The 24,042-nt window shown below is 67.0% G+C and carries 22 protein-coding genes; 6 read left to right on the plus strand and 16 right to left on the minus strand.

Going from position 1 to position 24,042, the window contains the following annotated elements; translation table 11 throughout:
• Positions 1-9 precede the first annotated feature (9 nt).
• Positions 10-720: a lipoyl(octanoyl) transferase LipB gene (gene lipB, locus ACSYAO_RS18690; protein ID WP_032130311.1), complete on the minus strand. Its 711-nt coding sequence runs from the start codon at positions 718-720 to the stop codon at positions 10-12.
• Complete coding sequence (locus ACSYAO_RS18695) at positions 708-986, minus strand: YbeD family protein (protein ID WP_005411067.1); 279 nt, start codon at positions 984-986, stop codon at positions 708-710. The genes lipB and ACSYAO_RS18695 overlap by 13 nt, the downstream gene beginning before the upstream one ends.
• Positions 987-1,247: 261 nt before the next feature.
• Between ACSYAO_RS18695 and ACSYAO_RS18700 the strand changes: the two genes are divergently transcribed.
• Complete coding sequence (locus ACSYAO_RS18700) at positions 1,248-2,321, plus strand: lipid A deacylase LpxR family protein (RefSeq protein ID WP_032130312.1); 1,074 nt, start codon at positions 1,248-1,250, stop codon at positions 2,319-2,321.
• Between the two features lie 174 nt (positions 2,322-2,495).
• Here the strand turns inward: ACSYAO_RS18700 and ACSYAO_RS18705 are convergent, their stop codons facing one another.
• The 9 genes from ACSYAO_RS18705 to ACSYAO_RS18745 all read right to left on the minus strand — a co-directional run bounded on the left by ACSYAO_RS18705 (position 2,496) and on the right by ACSYAO_RS18745 (position 14,727).
• The gene (locus tag ACSYAO_RS18705) at positions 2,496-3,716 is read right to left on the minus strand and encodes a D-alanyl-D-alanine carboxypeptidase family protein (protein WP_032130313.1); all 1,221 of its coding nucleotides are present in this window, start codon (positions 3,714-3,716) and stop codon (positions 2,496-2,498) included.
• Positions 3,717-3,816: 100 nt separating this feature from the next.
• Positions 3,817-5,091: a septal ring lytic transglycosylase RlpA family protein gene (locus ACSYAO_RS18710; RefSeq protein ID WP_440566123.1), complete on the minus strand. Its 1,275-nt coding sequence runs from the start codon at positions 5,089-5,091 to the stop codon at positions 3,817-3,819.
• Entirely contained in the window at positions 5,088-6,233 is a 1,146-nt protein-coding gene (mltB, locus tag ACSYAO_RS18715) for a lytic murein transglycosylase B (protein WP_049463245.1), read from the minus strand. The genes ACSYAO_RS18710 and mltB overlap by 4 nt, the downstream gene beginning before the upstream one ends.
• A 1,139-nt stretch (positions 6,234-7,372) precedes the next feature.
• Complete coding sequence (gene rodA, locus ACSYAO_RS18720) at positions 7,373-8,452, minus strand: rod shape-determining protein RodA (protein ID WP_032130316.1); 1,080 nt, start codon at positions 8,450-8,452, stop codon at positions 7,373-7,375.
• Positions 8,453-8,644: 192 nt separating this feature from the next.
• Positions 8,645-9,757 (minus strand): rod shape-determining protein RodA, encoded by a 1,113-nt coding sequence (gene rodA / locus ACSYAO_RS18725; protein WP_032130317.1) that lies wholly within the window; start codon positions 9,755-9,757, stop codon positions 8,645-8,647.
• Positions 9,754-11,835 (minus strand): penicillin-binding protein 2, encoded by a 2,082-nt coding sequence (mrdA, locus tag ACSYAO_RS18730; protein WP_121504363.1) that lies wholly within the window; start codon positions 11,833-11,835, stop codon positions 9,754-9,756. Before mrdA ends, rodA (ACSYAO_RS18725) begins: the two co-directional genes overlap by 4 nt.
• A gap of 3 nt (positions 11,836-11,838) precedes the next feature.
• Positions 11,839-12,324: a rod shape-determining protein MreD gene (mreD, locus tag ACSYAO_RS18735; protein WP_032130319.1), complete on the minus strand. Its 486-nt coding sequence runs from the start codon at positions 12,322-12,324 to the stop codon at positions 11,839-11,841.
• Positions 12,321-13,559 (minus strand): rod shape-determining protein MreC, encoded by a 1,239-nt coding sequence (gene mreC / locus ACSYAO_RS18740; protein ID WP_149908684.1) that lies wholly within the window; start codon positions 13,557-13,559, stop codon positions 12,321-12,323. Before mreC ends, mreD begins: the two co-directional genes overlap by 4 nt.
• A gap of 121 nt (positions 13,560-13,680) precedes the next feature.
• A complete protein-coding gene (locus ACSYAO_RS18745) occupies positions 13,681-14,727 on the minus strand; it encodes a rod shape-determining protein (protein ID WP_005419402.1) in 1,047 nt (348 codons plus the stop codon).
• 283 nt (positions 14,728-15,010) lie between these two features.
• On the opposite strand from ACSYAO_RS18745, the gene ACSYAO_RS18750 reads away from it, so the two are divergent.
• Positions 15,011-15,949 carry a carbohydrate kinase family protein gene (locus tag ACSYAO_RS18750; protein ID WP_049463230.1) on the plus strand — a complete coding sequence of 313 codons (939 nt, stop codon included), beginning with the start codon at positions 15,011-15,013 and terminating at the stop codon, positions 15,947-15,949.
• Positions 15,950-16,052: 103 nt separating this feature from the next.
• Here the strand turns inward: ACSYAO_RS18750 and ACSYAO_RS18755 are convergent, their stop codons facing one another.
• The 4 genes from ACSYAO_RS18755 to ubiE form a co-directional block, all read right to left on the minus strand.
• Positions 16,053-16,676: an HAD family hydrolase gene (locus tag ACSYAO_RS18755; RefSeq protein ID WP_049463235.1), complete on the minus strand. Its 624-nt coding sequence runs from the start codon at positions 16,674-16,676 to the stop codon at positions 16,053-16,055.
• The gene (locus ACSYAO_RS18760) at positions 16,676-17,407 is read right to left on the minus strand and encodes a hypothetical protein (RefSeq protein WP_019337678.1); all 732 of its coding nucleotides are present in this window, start codon (positions 17,405-17,407) and stop codon (positions 16,676-16,678) included. Before ACSYAO_RS18760 ends, ACSYAO_RS18755 begins: the two co-directional genes overlap by 1 nt.
• Positions 17,408-17,529: 122 nt before the next feature.
• A complete protein-coding gene (locus ACSYAO_RS18765) occupies positions 17,530-19,458 on the minus strand; it encodes a M1 family metallopeptidase (protein ID WP_049463229.1) in 1,929 nt (642 codons plus the stop codon).
• 302 nt (positions 19,459-19,760) lie between these two features.
• Entirely contained in the window at positions 19,761-20,522 is a 762-nt protein-coding gene (gene ubiE, locus ACSYAO_RS18770) for a bifunctional demethylmenaquinone methyltransferase/2-methoxy-6-polyprenyl-1,4-benzoquinol methylase UbiE (protein ID WP_005411082.1), read from the minus strand.
• Between the two features lie 80 nt (positions 20,523-20,602).
• Between ubiE and ACSYAO_RS18775 the strand changes: the two genes are divergently transcribed.
• The 4 genes from ACSYAO_RS18775 (at position 20,603) to ACSYAO_RS18790 (ending at position 22,401) form a co-directional block, all read left to right on the plus strand.
• On the plus strand, positions 20,603-21,055 hold the full coding sequence (locus tag ACSYAO_RS18775; RefSeq protein ID WP_049399252.1) for a nucleoside deaminase: 453 nt from the start codon (positions 20,603-20,605) through the stop codon (positions 21,053-21,055).
• A 199-nt stretch (positions 21,056-21,254) separates the two neighbouring features.
• A complete protein-coding gene (locus tag ACSYAO_RS18780) occupies positions 21,255-21,515 on the plus strand; it encodes a hypothetical protein (protein ID WP_049399251.1) in 261 nt (86 codons plus the stop codon).
• 74 nt (positions 21,516-21,589) lie between these two features.
• Positions 21,590-21,916: a hypothetical protein gene (locus ACSYAO_RS18785; protein ID WP_049463228.1), complete on the plus strand. Its 327-nt coding sequence runs from the start codon at positions 21,590-21,592 to the stop codon at positions 21,914-21,916.
• Positions 21,917-21,978: 62 nt separating this feature from the next.
• A complete protein-coding gene (locus ACSYAO_RS18790) occupies positions 21,979-22,401 on the plus strand; it encodes a low affinity iron permease family protein (RefSeq protein WP_032129005.1) in 423 nt (140 codons plus the stop codon).
• 142 nt (positions 22,402-22,543) lie between these two features.
• Here ACSYAO_RS18790 and smeF read toward each other — a convergent pair whose 3' ends face one another.
• Positions 22,544-23,944: a multidrug efflux RND transporter outer membrane subunit SmeF gene (gene smeF / locus ACSYAO_RS18795; RefSeq protein WP_125893439.1), complete on the minus strand. Its 1,401-nt coding sequence runs from the start codon at positions 23,942-23,944 to the stop codon at positions 22,544-22,546.
• Positions 23,945-24,042 lie beyond the last annotated feature (98 nt).

Here is a 24,042-nt window from a genome sequence, read left to right on the forward strand (position 1 = left end):
GGGGGGCGGTCAGGCGGCCGCAGAAAGATCAGGCAGTTCGGGCGTGGGCTGCAGCAGCAGGCCGAACTGGCGGGCCAGGTGGTCCAGCAGCACCGGCTTGACGGCCTCCATCCCGGAGGGCCCGCCCAAGTCTACTACCGAGGTCACCTGCAACCCCTGATAGCCACAGGGGTTGATGCGGTGGAAAGGTTCCAGGTCCATGGCCACGTTGAAGGCCAGGCCATGGAAGGTACAGCCGCGGCGCACGCGGATGCCGAGCGCGGCGATCTTGGCGCCACCGACATAGACGCCCGGGGCGCCCTCGCGGCGTTCGGCGCCGATGTTCCACTCGGCCAGGGTATCGATGATGGCCTGCTCGATGCGGCACACGTAGTCGCGCACACCGATGCCCAGCCGTGGCAGGCGCAGCAGCGGATAGACCACCAGCTGGCCGGGGCCGTGATAGGTCACCTGGCCGCCGCGGTCCACGTGCAGCACCGGGATCTCGCCCGGCGCCAGCACATGCTCGTCCTTGCCGGCCTGGCCCAGGGTGAATACCGGGTCGTGCTCGACCACCCACAGCTCATCGGCGTCGGCCTCGCTGCGCTGGTCGGTGAAGCGCTGCATGGCGCGCCACACCGGTTCATAGGCCTGGCGGCCGAGGTCGCGGACCAGCGCCGGGCGCGGCGCACGGTCTTCCGGGGCGGCTTCGGCCGGGCAGCTGTCGGCTACAGCGTCCACTTCACTTCCGGGTGGTCGCGCAGTGCCTGGTGCGCCAGGTCGTACTGTTCGCGGCTCTCGGCCTTGAACACGATGCGCACGGACACGTACTTGCCGTTGGAGGAATGCTTCCAGCTGATGCGTTCATTCACCACATCGATGCCGGCAGCCAGCAGCAGGCGGGGAAGCTCATGTTCCAGGCCGCGGTTGGCCGGGCCCATGGCACTGAGCTCGAACTGGCCGGGGAACTGGAAGCCGTGGTCGGGGTTGTCGGACTTGATTTCCATGCCCCCATTATCGGGCCGCAGGCCAACAAACCCAAGAGTATTCATCAACGTCAAACAGTGCACCGGTGAGTCGCTGCGTTGCAGCTGAACAGCCGTTCAGCATTGGCCGTTGCCCCTTGGGGCGCCGCAGGACAGTGCAGGATTGTCTTCACGAGACAATGTCGTTTTCGGAACAGACAAGTGATTCGAACGCGCTCGTTCCATCACGCCCGCACGAGTACCGTGTCGCGGCATATAACGACAGACAGAAAAAACCTCCACATGAGCCCCCCTTCCCAACGTCGCCTTGCAGCCCTCGGGCTGTCCGGCCTGCTGGCTGCTGCCCTCCCCCTCGCCGCCCAGGCGGCCGAACAATGTGGCCCGGACGCGATGCGCGACCACCCTCCGCAGGTCAATTTCCGCGTTGACAACGACCTGTTCGGCGGCCGCCACCAGGACCAGGGCTATACCAATGGTGCACTGTTGACCCTGGTCTCGCCCAATCTGGTCGATTACACCGACGACCCCTGCCTGCCACGCATGGCCCGCTGGGTGAACCAGTACCTGGAAGGGCTGCATCCGGGCAAGTTCGAACAGCAGAACATGATCTTCAGCATCGGCCAGGGCATCTTCACCCCGACCGATTTCAGCCGCAGGGACCTGATTGAGGACGACCGCCCTTACGCCGGCGTACTGATCGCAAACTTCGGTTTCAATGCGCGCAGCGGCGACCGCCTGCAGACCACCCAGCTGACGCTGGGCGTGGTTGGCCCGTGGGCACAGGGCAAGCAGGTGCAGAATGCCGTGCACGAAGTGCTGGGCGACGAGAAATTCAAGGGCTGGGACAACCAGCTGCACAACGAGCCGCTGTTCATGCTGACCCATGAGCGCATGCGCCGCTGGCCGGGCGATGCCAGCGTCAATGCCGACGGCTGGGGTTGGGACGCGATCAGCCACTACGGCGGATCGATCGGCAACCTGGAAACCAAGGCCAACCTTGGCGGTGAAGTACGCTTCGGCTGGAAGCTGCCGGACGACTTCGGCAGCACGCCGTTGCGCCCGGCCGGTGAGAACACTGCGCCGACCCGCGGCGGCCGTCCCAATGGCTGGTCCTGGCACCTGTTCGCGACCTCGGACGCCGCCTGGGTGATCCGTGACATCACGCTGGATGGCAACACGTTCCGCAACAGCCACAGTGTGGACAAGCGCCATGTGGTGGCCTACGGCGGCTATGGCGTGGCGGTGATGTACGGACGCTGGAAGTTCGCTGCGGCGCGTTACCACAGCACGCGCGAGTTCAACGGCCAGCGCGAAGCGCCGGTGTTCGGCAGCTTCACCATCAGCCGGTCGCTGTAGGTAGGTGCCGACCGTTGGTCGGCACACCGGGGCCGGCATATCCGGATGGATTCATGGGGAGCCGGCCAGCGGCCAGCACTACCCACATCCGGCAGGATTCATGCGCAAGCGGCATCCCGAAACAGAAAAGGCCGGCATTTGCCGGCCTTTTCCTTCACCACGCCGGGGCGTGGATCATTCCGATTCCCACCACATCCAGAAGCTGTCCCACAGGCGCTTGAAGAAGCCGGCCTGTTCGACGGCAGCCACCGCCACCAGCGGCGCTTCGGCCACCAGCTTGCCATCCAGCATCACCTTCACGGTGCCGATCTGCTGGCCGGCGGTGAACGGTGCTTCCAGGGTCTTGGGCACGTCGATGCTCGGCTTCAGGTCGTTGTAACGGCCACGCGGCACGCTCACCAGCATCGGCTGGGCCACGCCCAGCTGCACCTTGTCGGTGGTGCCCTTCCAGACCTTGTGCTCGGCCACGGCCTTGCCCGGCTCGTACAGGCGGTGGGTCTCGAAGAAGCGGAAACCCCAGTTCAGCAGGGCCAGACTGTCATCGGCACGCTGCTTTTCCGACTGGCCGCCCAGCACCACGGCGATCAGGCGCTGGTCGCCGCGCTGGGCCGAGCTCATCAGGCAGTAACCGGCTTCCGAGGTGTGGCCGGTCTTGATGCCGTCCACGCTGCCATCGCGCCACAACAGCAGGTTGCGGTTCGGCTGCTTGATGTTGCCGACCTGGAATTCCTTGATCTTGTTGTACGCGTAGGTTTCCGGGTAATCGCGCACCATCGCACGGCCCAGCAGCGCCAGGTCGTAGGCGGTGCTGTGGTGGCCCTGCGCAGTCAGGCCATGGGCGTTGACGAAGTGCGAATTCTTCATGCCGATCTTGGCGGCATAGCTGTTCATCAGCGACGCAAAAGCTTCTTCGCTGCCTGCCACGTGCTCGGCCAGGGCGATCGCGGCGTCGTTGCCGGACTGGATCGCCATGCCCTTTTCCATGTCTTCCAGGCGCGCGGTCTGGTTGACCGGGAAGCCGCTGTAGCTGCCATCGGTACCCGCGCCACCTTCGCGCCAGGCGCGTTCGCTCATCATCACCTGGTCATCCGCACGGACCTTGCCGTTCTTGACCTCGGCGGCGATCACGTAGGACGTCATCACCTTGGTGATGCTGGCCGGAGCCAGCTGTTCGTTGATGTTTTCACCAGCCAGCACCTGGCCGGTGGCGTAATCCATCAGCACCCAGGCCTTGGACACGCTCGGCGCCGGCGCCGGCGGAGTGGCGACGGTGGCCGGGGCGGCAGCGGCGGCGGCAGGCGCCGGCGTGGCCGGAGTCGGCAGCGGCGTCTGGGCGGAAGCCAGGCCCACCACCAGGGTGGCGGCCAGGGCGGTGGCGGCGGAACGGAAATTCATTGGACAGCAGGCTCCAGGGGACGGCCGGGAATGGAGGGTGGAACGTAGCGGCCATTGTAAGGCCGGGGCAGCATGGGCCGGCAGCACCGGCCCGGGTGGATCAATCCTTGACGATCTGCGGCGAACCCAGCCCCAGACCGGCGATGCGGCCGACAAGTTCCGCGGCACTGGCATGGTCGCTGGCGGGAACGCGCAGGCGGAACAGCGTACGGCCACCGGCGGCGATGTCACTGATGGTGGCACCGACGATGCCCGCGGCGTTGAGCTGGCCCATCGCGCGGTTGGCGTTGTCACGGTTGGAGAAGCTGGCAACCTGCACCATGACTGCGCCCACCACCTGCTGCGACAGGCTGGGGGTAGCGGCGGCGGTGCGGACCGGTGCCTGCGCAGCGGCGCCCGGCGTGGTGCTGGCAACGACCGCCGGAGCTGGCGCGTATGTGGTGCTGCGCACCGGCGGAGCACTCGGCGGCAGGCTGCTGACCGCCACATCCGGCACGGTGCTGGCCACGCCCTGGGTGGTGGCCGGCTGGCCACGCGCCGGCATGCCATCGGCCGGCAGCCCCTTGACCAGGCGATCGATGTCGCTATCGGCGGCGGCACGCGCGGTCGGTGCCGGGCGCGCACTGGCTACAGCGCTGGCGGCGGCCGCTTCCGCAGCACGACGCTCGCGGCGCGACGGCTTCTGCGCCAGCAGGTTGCCCTCACCCGGCTGCAGCGCGCGCACTTCCACGTTGCCGGTGCCGCGCTGGGTGATGCCCAGGCGCACGGCAGCGGCATAACTGAGATCGACCACGCGGCCATCATGGAACGGACCGCGATCGTTGACGCGCACGATCACCGACTCACCGTTGTCGAGGTTGGTCACGCGGGCGAAGCTGGGCAGCGGCAGCGTCTTGTGCGCAGCGGTGAACTGGTACATGTCGTAGACCTCACGGTTGGAGGTCAGGCGGCCATGGAACTTGGCACCGTAGTACGACGCGGTTCCGCGCTCGACGTAGTCATGGGTGTCGTCGAGCACCTTGTACGACTTGCCCAGCACCACGTACGGCGACTTGTTGCCGATGGCCGAACGTTCCTCGGCGGTCACTTCCGGCTCGGGGATGCAGGCCACGTTGGGAATGTAGTCGGGCGTGCTGTCACGCACGCCCGGCTTGTACAGGCCACCAGCGGTGTAATTGCCGCGGGTGCTGAGGTCTTCCTTGGCCGCTGCATACGGCGAACCTTCCGGGCAGTGCGCCGGTCGCGAACCACGGCCCTGCACCAGCGTGCCGCTGGACTTGCCACCATGGCCGGCCGTGGCCGGCTTCTTCGGCGCGCTGCTGCAGGCCGCCAGCGCGAAGACGATCAAGCTCGGGACCAGCCATCTGATGTTCATGCCGGGGGCAGCTCCTGTCCGGCGATGGCCTGGGACAGCTGGAACACGGCCATCGCGTACATCTTCGAGAGGTTGTAGCGGGTGATCGCGTAGTAGTTCTGGAAGCCCAGCCAGTACTGCTTGCCGGTGCTGCCTTCCAGGGTGATCGGGGTGGCGGTGGCGCCCGGCTGCACCGGCGTGCTCGGCTGGTAGCCGCGCTGTGCGAGGTCAGCCAGCGACCAGGTGGGCATCCATTCGGTCGGGTTGAACTCCTCGCGGCCCGGGGCCAGCGTGGCCGGTACCGCAACCTGGCCACCACGCACCCAGCCCCCCTTCTTCACGAAGTAGTTGGCGATGGACGAGAACACGTCGTCGTAGCTGGTGAACAGGTCGCGACGGCCGTCGCCATTACCGTCCACCGCGTAATCGAGGTAGCTGGACGGCATGAACTGGCCCATGCCCATCGCGCCGGCATAGCTGCCCTTGAGCGTGGTGATGTCCAGGTTCTCTTCGCGGCCCAGCTCGAACAACTTGGCCAGCTCATCGCGGAAGAACAGCTCGCGGCGCACTTCGCGCTCCAGCTTGGCCGGGTCGCCGCTGCGCGGGTAGTAGAACGCCAGCGTGTACAGCGCATCGAGCACGCGATGGCTGCCGGCATTCTTGCCGTAGCTGGTTTCCACGCCGATGATCGCCACGATCACTTCGGCCGGCACACCGGTGCGCTGCTGCACGCGATCCAGTTCGGCGCGATGCTGGGCCAGGAACGCGCGGCCGCCATCGATGCGCGCCTTGCTGATGAACATCGGCCGGTATTCGTTCCACGGCTTGACCCGCTCGGCCGGGCGCGACATCGCGGCGATGATCGGCTGGCGCACCTGCGCCTGGTCGAGCACGCTGCTGATCTGCTCCGGCTTCAGGCCATAGCGCTTGGCGGTATCGGCAATGAAGCGGGTCCGTGCGACCTCGAACGGCACCGGGGTGAGATCGACCGGCGGCGCGGTGGCGGCAGCGGCTTCGGGCGCGGCCTCGGCCGGGCCATGGGCCTTGGCGGCGGGCTGGCGCGGCGTACTGCTGGCCTGGGGCGAAGACGGTGGGGACTTCGGCTGGGTCGCGCAGGCGACCAGGCCGAGGGTGAGCATGCAGGCCAGAGTGCGTCGAATCATCGTCGCAGGTTAGCAGGTCATGGATGAATTAAAACCCCTAACACCATGAATCACAACGATTTGCCTGCGAGCAGCGGGAAATGTGAAGACGTCGTGATCACACTTCCCCATTCAGATAGAGGTTGCCGGTTGCGTCCCCATCCCCGCAGACGCAACCGGCGACCGGATCCGGTCGGTACCCGCGCGGCTGCCGCTCCCCAGTGGCAGTGCTCCGCGCTCCCTGTACCCGTTGGATCAGTACTGCTTCCCGCCCGACGCCCCCTCGCGCTGCAACGATTGACGGCGCGCCGTGCCGAACGGGCCGCCATTGTGCAGGCCGATTACGACAAGTCCATTGATCAGGATCAACGCGCTGTAAAAGTGTGAACCAGCTAACGCTTTTTCCGGACTTTGGTCAGTGGACGTGCTGACGTGCATCGTTGTGAGAACGCTTCCACAACGGGCGTTGCGCAGAGTCAGGAAGTTTCCAGCCAACGGCGCAGCCCCTCGTGGGTGGGGTGTGTTGCGGAAAGCAGAAGCCGCCGCTGGGCCGGTCGGGTTGGGTACGCGGGGGACGCCGTGAATCCGTCCCTGGAGGCTTGGCAGCCGCTTGCTCTTGCGCGCAGTCCTGCACGCGCGGCAAGGCCAGGGTTGGGCGTCCTGCCCAACCCGCCCGAGGCATGCCTCGGGCCCATGCGGCTGACACCCCCGCATACCCAACCCGACCGCCCTCTGACAGATTTCGGTGGTCTGCCACCCACGGAGAAGAAAGAGAAGATCACAAGCGGGTCGCGCGCTGCGCTTGCTCGAGAGCCGAGCATGGCTATGCCGGTCGTCCTGACCGGCACCCTTCGGGCCGTCGCCGTGGGCGACGTTGGCAGCGGCTCCTGCCGCTGCCTTCGGCTCTACACAAAGCAAGGAAGCGACCCGCCAGGCCGCTTTTGCTTTTGATCTTCTTTTTCTTCTCCGTGGGTGGACGCGCACGGAACCTGTCCGTGGCCGGGTAGATGGGCTGCGCAGGGGCGTGAGCCGCATGGATGCGGCGACCGAGCTTACATGGACGTACTTGCAGCGTCCCCTGCGCAGCCCATCTACCCGGCCCCACCCATGAACTGCTTTGCGCGACCACCCACGAGGGGCTGCGCCGTTGGCTGGAAACCCTATCCCCCGTGCACGGGCCGGTGCCCACGCACCGCCATCACCAACCCGATACCGGCCAGCAACGAGACCGCTGATGTCCCGCCATAACTGATCAACGGCATCGGAATGCCCACCACCGGCAGCAGGCCGGAAATCATTCCACCGTTCACCAATACGTAGACGAAGAACGCCAGCCCCAGGCTGCCGGCCAGCAACCGCGCATGGGTGTCGCGCGCGTGCACTGCGATCCACAGGCAACGCCCGACCACGAACAGGTACAGCGCGAACAGCGTCGCCACACCGATCCAGCCGAACTCCTCGGCCAGCACCGAAAACGCGAAGTCGGTGGTGTACTCGGGCAGGAAATCCAGTGTGGCCTGGGTGCCCTGCCCCCAGCCACGTCCCTGCCAGCCACCGGAACCGATCGCGATGCGCGACTGCAGGATGTTCCAGCCGGTGCCGAGCGGGTCTGCTGCCGGGTCGAGGAAGGTCAGTACGCGATCCTTCTGGTACTGCCGCAACACGCCGAGCCAGGCCAGTGGCGCGGCCACCGCCAGCCCCACCGCGCCGGTGGCCACCCAGCCCCAGTGCAGGCCCGCCAGCAACAACGCGAACACACCGCTGGCGGTGACCAGCGTGGCGGTACCGAGGTTGGGCTGCATCAGGATCAGCACGGCGGGAACGCCGATCAGCACTGCGGCCGTCAGTACCGTGCGTGGTGACGGTGGCAGCGGTTGCCGGTGCAGGTACCAGGCCATCATCAACGGCAGGCTGAGCTTGAGCAGCTCGGAGGGCTGCAGGTAGAAGACGCCGAGGTTGAGCCAGCGCTGCCCGTACTTGCCGGTGCCGATCACATACACCGCCATCAGCGGCAGCATCGACAGCGCGTACAGCGCCGGTGTCCACGCGCGCAGGCGCAGCAGCGAAACACGCGACAGCAGCCACATCGCCAGCAGGCCACCGGCGAAGCGCGCCGCCTGCCCGGCCACCGGACCGGACACGCTGTGCAGCACCGCCAGCCCCGCGCCCATCAGGATCAACAACGCGACCAGCAACGGCAGGTCGATCGTGCGCACCGCCTCACGGCAGCCGCCAAGCATTCGTTTCCAGTCCACGCTGGCCACGGTAACAACGCGCGCTTGCGTGAAGCTGTCAGGGTGCTTCTGCGTCTGTAGAGTCGAGCCGTGCTCGACTGCCTTTCATGCAGCAGAAGCAGTCGAGCACGGCTCGACTCTACAGAACAGCGAGAAGCAATCGAGCATATGGAAGCGCGGTGAAAGGCGCGGCCGTTGTTACCCGTAGCCGCCGTGCACTGGATTGTGGCTACGCACGGCCATCACCAACCCGAAGCCGGCCAGCAGCGAGACCGCCGAGGTACCGCCATAGCTGATCAGCGGCATCGGCACGCCCACCACCGGCAGCAGGCCGGAGATCATCCCGCCGTTCACCAGCACGTAGACGAAGAACGCCAGGCCGGTGGCGCCGGCCAGCAGGCGCGAATAGGAATCGCGCGACTGGCTGGCGATCCACAGGCAGCGCCCGATCACCACCAGGTACAGCGCCAGCACGGTGGCCACGCCGATCCAGCCGAACTCCTCGCTCAGCACCGAGAACGCGAAGTCGGTGGTCTGCTCGGGAATGAAGTTCAGGTGCGACTGCGAGCCCTCGCCCCAGCCCTTGCCATCGAAGCCGCCGGAACCGATCGCGATCTTCGACTGGATGATGTTCCAGCCAGCACCCAGCGCATCCATCTCCGGGTCCAGGAACATCATGATGCGGTCCTTCTGGTACGGCCGCAGCAGCCAGAACCAGGCCACCGGCGCGACCGCAGCCACGCCACCCACGCCCAGCCCGACCCACCACCACGGCAGGCCTGCCAACAGCAGCACGAACACGCCGCTGGCGGCGATCAGCACACCGGTACCGAAGTCCGGCTGCAGCATCACCAGGCCGGTCGGTACGCCGATGATGACCAGGGACACGAGCACGGTATTGAAGCGCGGTGGCAACGGCATCTTGTGCAGGTACCAGGCCACCATCATCGGCAGGCTGACCTTGAGCAGCTCGGCCGGCTGCAGGTAGAAGAATTTCAGGTCGAGCCACTGCCGGCCGTATTTGCCGGTGCCCAGCACGAACACCGCCAGCAACGGGATCATCGAGATCGCGTAGATCATCGGCGTAGCCGAGCGGATGCGCAGGATCGGTACCCGTGAGATGCCCCACAGCGCAGCCATGCCCACTGCGAAGCGCGCGCCCTGGGCCATCACCAGGCCGTCGCCACCGGCACTCTTCAAGGTGGCCAGGCCGATCACCATCAGCGCGCCCAGGGCCAGGCACAGTACCCAGTCCAGCGTGCTGAAGAAGCGGCGCAGCATGTCGCCGGCCCAACGCAGGAACACTCTCATCGTGCGGGCTCCGCGGTGGTCGGGCGTGGCGTGGCCGGCAGCGCCGCGGCGGCCGGCGTCCCCGGCTGCGGTGCGGGTGCGGGTGCCGGTTCCGGCGCAGGCACGCCAATCAGCACGGGGTGTTCCCCCAGTTGTGCCGCAGCAAGGTCACCGGCCTGGCGCGCGCCCACATCTTCGTTGTCGAATGCGGTTGCACCGATGGCGGTGGTGCCGCGCTCGCTGTCCAGCGGCTGCATGCCTTCGGGCATCTTGCCCAGCAGATAGGCATCAAACACCTTGCGGGCGATTGGTGCGGCCGCCGCACCGCCGTAACCACCACCTTCCACCGCGATCGCCAGCGCGATCACCGGCTGGTCAACCGGCGCGAAACCGACGAACAGCGCGCGGTGGCGCAGGTGCATCGGCAGGCTCTTCGGGTTCACTGCAGCGGTGCCCTTGCGGCTGACGACCTGCGCGGTACCGGTCTTGCCTGCCATCGTGTACGGCGCGCCGGCCGCCATTCGCGCAGCGCTGCCGCCAGGCAGCATGGTGGCCATCATGCCTTCGCGCACCGCCTGCAGGTTGTTCGGGTTCGGGCTGACCGGTTTGCTCTCGCCCGGGTCGGTCGCCATCCAGTCATGGTCGAACCCCGCACGCTGCTGGATCACCAGATGGGGCGTGCGCAGCTGCCCGTTGGCCAGCCCACTGACGCCCCGCGCCAGCTGCAGCGGAGTGACCTTCCAGTCACCCTGGCCGATGCTGATGTTGACTGTATCGCCCGGATACCAGGCTTCCTTGCGGCTCTTCCGCTTGTAGGCCGGCGACGGCAGGATGCCGCCGATCTCGCCGGTCAGGTCGATGCCGGTCGGCTGGCCGAAGCCGTAGTACTCCATGTAATGGTCGAAGCGCTCGATGCCCAGATCCAGCGCCAGCTTGTAGTAATACGTGTTGACCGATTGCGCGATCGACTTGCGCAGGTCGGTCCAGCCGTGGCCGCCGCGGTGCGAGTCACCCCAGCCACGCGAGGTGCCGGGCAGGTAGAACATGCCGGTGGACAGCACCTTGTCTTCCGGGCGGCGCACGCCCGAATCGAGGCCAGCCAGGCCGATCAGCGGCTTCAGCGTGGAACCGGGGGCGACGCCACCGAGCACCAGGCGATTGAACTGCGGCCGCGACGGGTTGTCGTTCAGCGCCTTGAAGTCGGCATGGGAAATACCGTTGACGAACAGGTTGGGGTCGTAGGACGGCAGGCTGACCATCGCCAGCACTTCGCCGGTGCGCGGGTCCATCGCCACCGCCGAGCCTTCCTGGTCGCCGAAGGCGGCCACCATGGCGCGCTGCAGGTCGGCGTCGATCGACAGCCGCAGGTCGGCGCCGGACTGCGCGGCGACGCGGCCGATGGTGCGGATCGCACGGCCCTGCACGTTGGTCTCGACCTGCTCGTAGCCGACCTTGCCGCGCAGCTGCTGCTCGTAATAACGCTCCAGGCCGGACTTGCCGATGTGGGTCAGCGCGGCATTGCCCTCGCCGAGGATTTCCAGATCCTTGTCATCGACGCGGCCGACGTAACCGATGATGTGCGCGAACAGATCGCCATAGGGATAGCGACGGGTCAGGTAGGGTTCCAGCTCGACGCCGGGGAAGCGCCAGCGGTCGACGGCAAAGCGCGCCATCTCCTCGTCGCTCATGCGCAGCTTCAGCGTGACCGGCAGGAACTTGCGGCGCGCCTTGCGCGACTTGTTGAACGCTTCCAGTTCTTCCGGGCTGATGCTGATGATCTTCGCCAGCCCTTCCAGGGTGGCGTCCATGTCCTTGACCTTGTCCGGGGTCACGTCCAGGCGGAAGGCCGGCACGTTCTCGGCCAACAGGCGGCCGTTGCGGTCGTAGATCATGCCGCGCCCGGGCACCACCGGCCGCGGCTTGATGCGGTTGGCTTCCGAGCGCGTGGCGTAGACGTCGTGGTCCAGCACCTGCAGCTTGAAGTACCAGCCGCCCAGGCCCAGCAGGCAGACCAGCACACCCAGGAAGCCCAGCGCCGCGCGGCGGCGGAACTGTTCGGCTTCGGCGTGCGGGTTCTTGACCTGGCGGCGCGGAATCATGGCTCAGCGCCCGCGCTTGCCGAAGCGCACCGCGTCCAGCAGCACGAATACCAGCGGCCACAGGCCCATGCCCAGCAGCGGTGCCCACCAGTACGACCACGGCAGGGTCGGCTCATCCACCACGATGTGGACCAGCGCGCTGACGATGCGGTCGTTGAACAGCAGGCCGCCGATGGCCAGCATCTGCTGGGACATCGGGAAGAAGCGGATGCGGGCGCGGAAGCGCTGCAGGATGAAGGCCAGCATCACCAGCCGCAGCGACTGTTCGCCGAGTACACCGCCGTACAGCAGATCGGCGATCACGCCACTGGCGAAAGCGACGCCCAGGCCGACACGCTCAGGCGCTTCAATCACCCAATAGGCCAGCACCAGCGCCAGCCAATACGGGCGCAGCGGCTGCAGCAGCGCCGGCAACGGCAGCAGGCCCAGCAGCAGCGCCACCACCAGGCTGGCCGGCAGCACCCACGGGTTGTCGCGCAGGCGGCTCATCGCTGGGCCTCCGGCGCGGTCGGTTGCCGGCCAGCGGCCGGCACTACCGTCGCCGACCCAGCATCGGGTGGAGAGCCCCCCTCTTGTTGAGGGGGGCGCGCTGAAGGCGCGGGGGTAAGGGAGGATGCGCGGGCCGGTTGCGCCGAAGGTGCAGTCGGCTCAAGGGGGCGCGCCGACGGCGCGGGGTCAAGGGAGGATGCGGGGGCAACCGGCTTCGTCGAAGACGGAGTCGGTTGCCGGCCAGCGGCCGGCACTACCGTCGCCGACCCAGCATCGGGTGGAGAGCCCCCCTCTTGTAGAGGGGGGCGCGCTGAAGGCGCGGGGGTAAGGGAGGATGCGCGGGCCGGTTGCGCCGAAGGTGCAGTCGGCGGCAATTCGCTGGCCGCAGGCAAGCGAATTGCCGCGCCCGGGCGCAGCAGCAGCACGTCGCGGCCGCGGTCCAGCTGCGCCGCCGGCTTCAGTTCGCCGACCAGGAAGGCGTGCGTGTCGTCCGGGCGCAGGCCGGTGATGGTGCCGACCGGGAACCCGGCCGGGAAGCGGCCACCGAGGCCGGAGGTGACGATCTCATCGCCCACCTCCACGCCGGCGCTGAGCGGGATGTCGCGCAGCTCCAGCTTGTCGCCGCGGCCGTAGACGATCAGGCGAACGCCGTTGCGGGCCACGGTGACCGGCACCGCGTGGTCGGGGTCGGTCAGCAGCAGCACGGTGGAGGTACCGCCGGTGACGCTGATCACCTGCCCCATCAGGCCACCGGCATCGATCACCGCCTGCCCGACGTGCACGCCTTCGCGGCTGCCGGCGTCGAGCACCAAGCGCTGCTTCACCGGGTCCAGGTCGATATCCAGGATCGGCGCCAGCTGCACGTCCAGGCCACTGCGCTCGGCCACGTTCAGCAGTTCGCGCAGCTGGGCGTTGTCCAACGCGGCGGTCTGCAGGCGGGTCAGGCGGGCGTTGGCCAGCAGCAGCTGGTTGCGCAGTTCACGGTTCTCGTTGACCAGCTGGCCGTGGCTGGCCGCCGAGTCCTTGACCTGGTTGCCGAGCTTGCCCGGCAGTCCCGCCAGTGCCCATACCGGCTGCACCAGGCTGTTGGCCTGCCCGCGCAGCTGCGCAAGCCAGCCGGCCTGGTCGTCAAGCACGATCAGGGTGATGGCCAGTGCGAGATAAGCCAGCAGACGCAGCGGGCTGGCGGCATCACCGGATCGGGAAGCAACGGGAGGTCCGGCGTAGGGCGGCACGGCAACGATTCAACTGGCAGAAGGCGGAAGGGAAACACGCGGACGCCCCGCCGGTGCCGGCCTACCCTCATGGTGGGCCGCACCCCGGAGGGGCGCTGCGGGCGCAGGCAGCCGGGACGGCTTATTCCGGCGCAAAGAACTCGTTGCCGTGCATGTCGACCAGCTCCAGCGCACGGCCACCGCCGCGGGCCACGCAGGTCAGCGGATCGTCCGCCACCTGCACGTGCAGGCCGGTTTCCTCGGAAATCAGGCGGTCCAGGTCACGCAGCAGGGCGCCACCACCGGTCAGCACGATGCCGCGCTCGGCGACGTCGGCGCACAGTTCCGGCGGGGTCTGTTCCAGCGCCAGCTTGACCGCGCTGACGATGCCCGACAGCGGCTCGTGCAGGGCTTCAAGCACCTCGTTGGAGCTGATCTTGATCATCTTCGGCACGCCCTCGGCGAGGTTGCGGCCGGAGATTTCCATCTCGATCACTTCCGCCTGCGGGTAGGCGCAGCCCAGCTCGACCTTGATGCGCTCGGCGGTGGCTTCGCCGATCAGCATGCCGTGGTTGCGGCGCACGTAGTTGGTGATCGACTCGTCGAAGCGGTCGCCGCCGATGCGGACCGAGGCCGAATAGACGATGCCGTTGAGCGAGATCACCGCAACTTCGGTGGTGCCGCCGCCGATGTCGATGACCATCGAGCCACGGGCTTCGGTGACCGGCATGCCGGCGCCGATCGCGGCGGCCATCGGCTCTTCGATCAGGAACACATCACGGGCACCGGCTTCCTCGGCCGATTCCTTGATCGCGCGGCGCTCGACCTGGGTCGAGCCGGCCGGCACGCAGACCAGCACGCGCGGGCTCGGGCGCAGCACGCGCGACTTGTGCACCTTCTTGATGAAGTGCTTGAGCATCGCCTCGGTGTAGGTGAAGTCGGCGATGACGCCGTCCTTCATCGGGCGGATGGTGGTGATGTGGCCCGGGGTACGGCCAAGCATCTGCTTGGCTTCGGCGCCTACGGCTGCCACCGAGCGGGTACCACCAATGGCACGGTCCTGGCGCACGGCCACGACCGACGGCTCGTTCAGCACGATCCCCTGCCCGCGCACGTAGATGAGGGTGTTGGCCGTGCCCAGGTCGATGGACAGGTCGTTGGAGAACATGCCACGGAGTTTCTTGAACATCTGAGGAAGGAGTCCTGAGGGGTGTCGTGCCCGCCGCGGGATGGCGAAAAAATGGGCAGAAATCGAGGCCGACAAGCCTAGCAACCCGCCTGCCGCCGAGCAAGGAAAAAACTAGCTGAACCCGCGTCTTCACAGGCTTTCGGCCTGATCGGGTCTCACCCGGTTCTGGCCCTGAGCGGCACCAGCGGGTAACCTTTGCGCCGTCGGGCGCCCAAGGGCGCCGTTTGCTTGCCCGCCGAACCGGGCCGGCCCACCCCAAAATTCACCGCATAGGCTTACATCGATGTCCGCTCTGATCTGTGGTTCTCTTGCCTTCGACACCATCATGGTGTTCCCGGACCAGTTCAAGAATCACATCCTGCCGGACAAGGTGCACATCCTGAACGTGTCCTTCCTGGTGCCGCGCATGCGCCGCGAGTTCGGCGGCTGCGCCGGCAACATCGCCTACAACCTGCACCTGCTGGGCGGCCAGCCGATCCCGATGGGCACCGTGGGTTCGGACTTCGGCCCGTACCGCGAATACTTCGACGGCCTGGGCATCGACCTGTCGCGCGTGCGCGTGATCGATGAGCTGTTCACCCCGCAGGCGTTCATCACCACCGACCACGACAACAACCAGATCACCGCCTTCCACCCGGGCGCGATGATGCGCTCCTACGAAAACCACGTGCGTGGCGTACCGGGCGTGACCCTGGGCCTGGTCGGCCCGGACGGCCGCGAAGGCATGATCCAGAACGCGCAGGAATTCCACGAAGACGGCATTCCGTTCATCTTCGACCCGGGCCAGGCCATGCCGCTGTTCAACGGCCCGGAGCTGCGCGCCTTCATCGACCAGGCCGACTACGTGGTGGTCAACGACTACGAGTCGAACCTGCTGCAGGAACGCACCGGCTGGGACGAGAAGGAGATCGTCAGCCGGGTCAAGGCCTACATCACCACCCGCGGCCCGAAGGGCGCGGTCATCCACACCCCGGAAAAGAGCTACGACATCCCGCCGGCGCACGAGCGCCGCGTGGTCGACCCGACCGGCTGTGGCGACGCCTTCCGTGCGGGCCTGATCTACGGCATCCAGAAGGGCTACGACTGGCTGACCATCGGCCGCATGGGCAACCTGATGGGCGCACTGAAGGTCGAGCACCCGGGCACGCAGAACCAGCGCTTCACCTTCGATGAGTTCAACGAGCAGTTCAAGCAGCAGTTCGGTTACGCGCTGGGCGCGTAAGCCGAACTGCCCGCGCACCCGCTCGGTAGGTGTCGACCTTGGTCGACACGCTGTGCCTTGGTAGGTGTCGACCTTGGTCGACACTGCCGGCCAGCGGCCGGCACTACCCCTTCTGCTGCCAGGCGGCCAACAGGTCGCGGCAATCGGCGAAATGCCAGTCGGCACTGCCCGGCCACGGGTTCTCCGGCAGATTGACCAGCACGGTGTGGGTGCCCGCGGCGCGGCCGCACTCCAGGTCATAGGCGTGGTCTCCGACCATCACCGCCTCCGCAGCCCCGATTCCCCAGCGTCGAAGATGCTGCTGCAGGCCATCCGGCGACGGCTTGGGCACCGCTTCATCGCGGCCAATGATGTCGGCATCGTCGAACAGCTCCCCGACCCCGATCGCGTCCAGGGTCAGCTTCGCCAGCGCATGGTCGTTGCGGGTCAGGATGCCCAGCCGGCAGCCCGCCGCCGCCAGCGCGCGCAGCAGCTTCACCGCGCCCGGTGCCGGCAGCGCGTCCTCGGCCAGCGTGCGCTCGTGTTCCAGCAGCCACTCACGCTTGGCCTGCGCCGATGCGTCCGGCAGCGCCGCGATGTGGTCGAGGATGTCTTCCTCCGCGGCGATCTGCAGCGCGCGGCGGATCGCGGCGAAGTCATGCACGGCCACCGTCAGAGTGCCGTCCATGTCAAACACCCAGTGCCGGATCGCGGACAACGCGTGCACTGCGCTGCCCGCCGCAACCATCACTGCCACCACTGCGGCATGCGGCTGGCGTCGACACCACCGGTTTCGAACACGGCGGTACGCGTGCCGCCGGCCTTGACCGGGAACTCGATGCTGATCGACTTGCCCTTGCGCGCCAGCTTCCACAGCGCCTTCTGGTCGGTGATGAACAGCGCGATGGCTTCATCGGTCTTCGGGCGCCAGGCCGCCATGGAAATCGGCTTGCCGTCGTCCACGGTCACCTTCACCGTGCACTGCGGGCAACGGAAATCGCCGGCCTGCAGCACCAGGTAGGCATGCCGCTTCCACTCCGGATGATCGCGGAACACCAGCTGCACCGGCTTGGCACCGCTGCCATCCACGTCCACCCGTTCTTTGCTGTAGATCTGCGCCGAGACCTGGTTGCCCTTGTTGCCCACCGGGATCTGGTTGTACTGCCACAGCGCCTGCATGCGGCGCAGGTCGCGCGCAGCATCGCCCTTGGCCTTGACCTCGTCGAAGCCGGCGGCGATGCGCTCGGCGGCGGCGGTGTCCTTGTACTGGTCCAGCAGCGAGGCGCCATGCAGGCGCGCACGCTCCCAGTCCTGTGCGGCCACGGCCATGTCGTACTGCTTGGCCACGTCTTCGGCCTTGGCTTCCTTCTGCGCCTGCACGGCGGCTGCGGCGGCTTCCTGCGCCTTGCGCTCTTCCTCGGGGTTGCTGCAGGCAGCCAGGGCCAGGGTACAGGCGGTGAGCAGGATCAGTCGTTTCATGGCGGAGGTCCTTCGTGTTTTCGCATATCTGTAGAGTCGAGCTTGCTCGACTGCTGTTGAAGAGCCAGTCGAGCAAGCTCGACTCTACAAAAAAAGCGCCGGGGGATGCCCGGCGCGTTTTCTTACTTGGCTTCGGCCTTGGCCAGCATGTCCTGGACCGAGGCGGTGGTGATCGGGTGGTAGCCCGGCTTGGCCTTTTCGAAGGCCTGCTTGGCCAGCTCCAGCCCCTTCGGAGTTTTCACCAGTTCGGCGTAGATCGGCAGGATCAGCTTGCGACGGCCGACGCGCTCGATGAAGGCGGCCGCGCCTTCATTGGCCTGCTCGTAGCCGCTGCGGATCGCCAGCGGGTACCAGCGCATGGCGATTTCGCCATTCGGGGTGCCGGTGAAGTGGAAGGCCTTGTCCAGCGTGGCCAGCTTGTCCAGCGGCTGGGTCGCGCCCAGGCCGTCGATGAAGCGCACCCATTCCTGCGTGCTCCAGTCGGCGATGACCTGGCTGCTCGGCACGGTGCCGGCGCTGGCAAAGGCGATGCGCGCGGTATCGACGCTGCTGAAGTTGCGCGACTGCGCCTTGGCCGCGAACGCCGGGATGCCCGGCTCGTCCAGCCACGCCTTCAGTTCGGCCTCGGTCACTGCCGACGGATTCTTCGGCAGCAGGTTCTTTTTCAGGTACTCGACGAACTGGTCGGTGTTCGCGCTCTGGAAGGCGTGGTCATCGAACCAGCCACGCAGGAACGGATCGAAGGTTTCGCGGCCGAAGCGCTGCTCCAGGAATTCCAGGAACCACGAACCCTTGACGTAGGCGACCTGGCTGAGGGCTTCGTCGGGGTCACGCTCGTTCAGCGGCGGCAGCGCCAGCGCCTGGTCGGCCGGGCTCATGTCCTTCACTTCGGCCAGCAGGTCGGTCTGGTCGATCTGCTTCTCCATCTCGGCCATTTCCTTGCCGTACAGAGCTTCGGTGATGCGGCCCTGGACGTAGGTGGTGAAGCCTTCATTGAGCCAGATGTCCTTCCAGCTGGCGTTGGTCACCAGGTTGCCCGACCAGCTGTGCGCCAGTTCGTGGGCGACCAGCGAGACCAGCGACTTGTCACCAACGATCACGGTCGGGGTGGCGAAGGTCAGGCGCGGGTTCTCCATGCCACCGAACGGGAACGACGGCGGCAGCACCAGCATGTCGTAGCGGCCCCAGCGGTATTCGCCGTACAGCTTCTCGGCGGCACCGATCATCTTCTCGGTGTCTTCGAATTCCTTGGCGGCCTTGTTGACCATGGTCGGCTCGGCCCAGACGCCGGAGCGGCCGGAGATCGGCTCGAACACCAGGTCGCCGGCCGCGATGGCCAGCAGGTAGGACGGAATCGGCTGCGGCATCTTGAAGGTGTAGTCACCGTCACGCGCGGCCTTCGGATCGTTGTCGGCGCTCATCAGCACCATCACGTCCGGGCGCGAGACCACGTGCGCGCTGTAGGTGAAACGCACGCTCGGGGTGTCCTGCAGCGGCACCCAGGAACGGGCGTGGATGGCCTGCGACTGGCTGAACATGAAGGGCAGCTTCTTGCCCTCGGTCATCGACGGCGCCAGCCACTGCAGGCCCGAGGCGGTCGGTGCGGTGTGGTAGGTCACTTCCACCTTGGCCGGCTGTTCCGGGGCCTCGATGGTCAGCTTGCTGCCGAACACCTTGTCAGCGGCGGCCAGCTCGAACTTCAGCGGGCTGCGCGCGCCATCGGCAGCGACGGCCTCGACCTTGGACACGGTCAGCTCGCGGGTGTCGAGCACCAGCTGCTTGGCGTCCTTCTGCTTCCATTCCAGGGTGTAGGTGGCGGTGCCGCCGATCTGCTTCTGGTCGAAGTCCAGCTTCAGATCCAGCGCGATGTCCTTGATGACGACCTTGTCCGGCTCGGCGTACGAGCTTTCGTCGTGGCTGCGGTTCTCGGCGTTCACGGGGGCGGCGGGGGCCTTGGCGGCAGTCGGGGCGGCGGCGGGCGCGGCCGCCTCCTGGGAGCAGCCGGCGGCCAGGGCCACGGCCAGCGGAAGGAGCATCAGCGGATTACGCATGAATCGGGACCGTTACGGGGATCAGACCCCCAATGGTAACTCCCTCCGGCCCCGCAGGCGTTGCGCGGTGCGGGGTAATGGCGGCCGGGGCCGATCCTGCGCCTCCGGCGCATGCCAACCAAAGTTGGCCTCTACCGGAATGGCGGCGGACGCGGTACGGGCCGCCGGGGCTGCGCTGCGCCTCGGGCGCATGCCAACCAAGGCTGGCTTCTACCGGTAGGTGCCAACCTTGGTTGGCACGGATCTTTCATCGCTCGCGGCCGGCGTGTGCCAACCAAGGTTGGCACCTACCAGAGCAGGAACTACAGCTTGTAGCCGGAGTGGATCGAGACGATGCCGCCGGTCAGGTTCTTGTAGTGGCAGCGCTCGAAGCCGGCCTGCCCCATCATCGCCTTCAGCTCATCCTGCGGCGGGTGCTTGCGGATGCTCTCGGCCAGGTACTGGTAGCTGTCCGAATCGTTGGCGAACAGCTTGCCCAGCTTGGGCAGGATCTTGAACGAGTGGAAGTCGTAGATCGGCTTGAACCAGTCGGCGGTGACTTCGGAGAATTCCAGCACGCGGGCCTGGCCACCCACCTTCAGCACGCGGTACATCTCGCGCAGGCCAGCGTCCTTGTCGGTCACGTTGCGCAGGCCGAAGGCGATGGTCACCAGGTCGAAGCTGTTGTCCGGGAACGGCAGGGCTTCGGCGTTGCACTGCACGTAGTCCAAGCCGAGCACCAGGCCGCGGTTGGTCAGGCGGTCACGGCCGACCGACAGCATGCCGGCGTTGATGTCGCCCAGCACCACCGAGCCCTCGGCGCCAACGCGCTCCTTCAGCAGGGCGGCGATATCGCCGGTGCCGCCGGCCAGGTCGAGCACACGGTCGCCCGGCTTCACCTGCGCGGTCGCCACGTAGTAGCGCTTCCACGCCCGGTGCACGCCCAGGCTCATCAGGTCGTTCATCAGGTCGTAGTTGCGCGCGACCGAGGTGAACACCTGGCCGACCAGCTTCTGCTTGTCCTTGGCGGCGACGTCGCGGAACCCGAAATGGGTGGTACCGGCTTTGTAGGGGGATTCGCTCATGGCCCCGATTATCGCACCGCCGGGGGCCAACGGCACCCCCTGCCCGTATCATGGCGGGCCACGACTTACCGGAGCCCCGCATGATCACCACGCCCGACTACCAGGCCCTGCTGCAGACCGCCATCGCCGAAGCCCGCCAGGGCCTGGCCGAGGGCGGCGTGCCGATCGGCGCGGCGCTGTACCACAACGACGGCCGCCTGCTCGGCTGCGGCCACAACCGCCGCGTGCAGGAAGGCGACCCGTCGGTGCACGGCGAAACCGATGCGTTCCGCAAGGCCGGCCGCCAGCGCCGCTACCAGGACACCATCATGGTCACCACGCTGGCGCCTTGCTGGTACTGCTCGGGCCTGGTGCGCCAGTTCAACATCGGCACCGTGGTGGTGGGCGAATCGCGCACATTCCAGGGCGGCATCGACTGGTTGCGCGAAAACGGCGTCAACGTGATCGACCTCGACAACCAGGAATGCGTCGATCTGCTCGGCGGCTTCATTGCGCAGCATCCCGAGATCTGGAACGAAGACATCGGTGAATGAGCACCACGCAGTGTGCTGTTGAACCCGCTTAATGAACGCTTCAGTGCCGGCACGCCCTAGTGCCGGCAGCGTTTGCGGCGCCAGCCGTGAACCCGCGCACAGTCAGCCGTGCCCCGTGCACACGCTGCGGTAACACCCCGCCCCAGCGTCGCGCCTAGGGTGGGGCTACCGGGACCTTCCTTCCCCGGCGGAGCCAGCCATGTGCGCGCACGCCGTACGCCCCACGCCCGACCCGATCCTTGACGCCATCCGCAAGCGCCTGCAGCAGCAGTTCGCGCTGCATCAGCGTGGCGCCCGGTTCTGGACCGCTTACCAGGGCCTGCAGCTGGAACTGGTGCGCGGCCATCCGCTCGAACACGAACGCCTCTGCAATGCAATGGCCGACATGGCCGAAGAGATGGGCGCGGTCGAGCATGCGCAACTGATAGGCAATCGCAACGCCGGCTGCACATCTCCCTGACGCGGTATCCACCGGGGTCCGGGCCACACTGCGATGAACCCCCACTCCCATCCACTTCAACCGATTGGATCGACATGCACGCCGAAGTCCCCACCATTCCCCCGGTCATCAATGTTGACGCTGAGCTTGACCACTGGCGCCGCCAGCATGCCGACGGTGCATTGGCGCACAACTCGTTCGGCTCGTACGTACCGTGGATCAAGTTCGCTTGCGATTCGCTGATCACCCAGCCGCGCGCCAGCAATGCGCAGCGCGACGAGATGTTCCAGACCCAGTACGCCCTGCAGATCATGCCGCGCCTGAGCGAAGCCCAGGCCCGCGAATTCGTCGACCGTTGCTGGCAGCACGTCTACCAGACCAGCCCGGTGCGCCTGCAGGACGCCCCGCGCCTGCGCGCCTGAGCTGCACAGCCCCTGCACGAGCCGCTGCCGATCATCCTCGTCACCTGAGTGGGACGACGACGATGAAAGCACGCAACCTGTTCAATACGATCGCCAAGAAGGCCGCGGCCGCCACCGGCTCGCCGTGGACCTTCCTGGCCGCGGTAGCGATCGTGGTGATCTGGGGCATCAGTGGCCCGGTATTCGGTTTCAACGACACCTGGCAGCTGGTGATCAACACCGGTACCACCATCATCACCTTCCTGATGGTGTTCCTGATCCAGCACACGCAGAACGCAGATACCGCCGCGATGCAGATCAAGCTGGACGAGCTGATCCGCGCGACGGCCGAAGCCAACAACGAACTGTTGGATCTGGAAGAACTGGACGAGGAGCGGCTGGAGGAGATCCGCCGCGAGTACGAGCAGATGGCGCGCGAAGCCGGCGACGCGCTGGCGCGGGTACGCGCCTGCCATGCAGCGCGGCGCGACGATGAAGCGGTGTAGCAGTTCCTGAAATGACAATGCCGGCCCGCGGCCGGCATTACCCTCGATCTCCAGGTAGGTGCCAACCTTGGTTGGCACAGGGCCAGCCGCCTGCGCTGACGCATCCGTGCCAACCAAGGTTGGCACCTACCAGAAGCACTGCTTACCCGCGCTCGTGCCAGCCGCCGCCCAGCACCTTGTACAGGGTGATGCGGTTGGCCTGCTGGGCCAGTTGCGCCTGCAGCTGGGTCTGCTGCGCGTTGTAGGCGGTACGGCGCGCATCAAGCAGGGTCACGAAGCTGTCCAGGCCAGCGTCGTAGCGTGCCTGCGACAGGCGGTTGGCCTGTTCGGCCGCTTCCACCAGGCGCTGCTGTGAACTCACCTGCTCATCCAGACTGACGTTCAACGCCAGCGCATCGGCGGTTTCGCGGAAGCCCACCTGGATCGACTTCTCGTACTGCGCCAGCGCAATGTCACGGTCCGCATTGGCGATGGCCAGATTGGCGCGCAGCTTGCCGCCCTGGAAGATCGGCAGCGTGATCTTCGGCAGGAAGCTCCACACGCGGGTCCCACTGTCGAACAGGTTGGACAATTCGCTCGAACCACTACCGATGCTGCCGGTCAGCGAGATGCTCGGGAAGAACGCCGCGCGTGCCGCACCGATGTTGGCGTTGGCCGCCAGCAGCTGGTGTTCGGCGGCCATGATGTCCGGGCGCTGCAGCAACACGTCGCTGGGCAGGCCGGCCGGCGGCGGTGCCAGTGCCAGCAGCTGCGGTTCGATGCTGTCCGGCAGCAGTGCCGGATCCAACTGGCCACCGGCCAGCAGCGCCAGCGCATTGCGGTCCTGGGCCAGCTGGCCACGCAGGCGTGCAGCATCCGTACGTGCGGTCTCGACCAGGGTACGGGTCTGGGTCAGCTCCAGCGCCGAACTGCCACCACGCTCGTGGCGGGCCTCGGCCAGGCGCAGCGAATCCTCGTAGGTCTTCAGCGTGGCATCGGCGATCTTCAGCCGCTGCGCATCAGCCCCGTAGGTCAGCCACGCCGTGGCGGTCTCGGCCACCAGGCTCAGCTGCGCGTTGCGGCGGTTGGCGGCCACGGCGAAGTACTGCTGCAGCGCCGCTTCACTGAGATTGCGCACGCGGCCGAACAGATCCAGCTCGAACTCGGCTACGCCAACACCGGCGGTGAACTGCTCGGTGACACCGGCGTCGGTACCACGGCGGTCCATCTGGCCGGTGACTGCCACGCCGGGCACACGGTCGGCGCGCTGTACGCGGTACTGGCCGCGCGCGCGTTCAACGTTGAGTACGGCCACGCGCAGGTCGCGGTTGTTCTGCAGCGACTGGTCGATCACCTGCTGCAGGCGCGCATCGGTGAAGAAGTCGCGCCAGCCGACGGCGGCGACATCGGCCACCTCGCCCTGCGCGGCCTCGGCCGGCCACTGCGCCGGAATGGCCGGAGCAACGGCGGTGTTCTTCGGCACCAGGGTGGAGCAGCCGGCGAGCGCGAGCGCGGCGGCAATGGAAAGGAACAGGGATGCACTTTTCATGGGAATGACTTCCATCGGTACTGCCGGATGGCAGGAGGTAGTGCCGGCCGCTGGCCGGCAACCTCGTTGGATTCACATCACGCGGGCAGTAGGTGCCGGCCAGCGGCCGGCAC

It is taken from the genome of Stenotrophomonas sp. STK16_22 (assembly GCF_051984505.1).
Taxonomy (GTDB): domain Bacteria; phylum Pseudomonadota; class Gammaproteobacteria; order Xanthomonadales; family Xanthomonadaceae; genus Stenotrophomonas; species Stenotrophomonas maltophilia_A.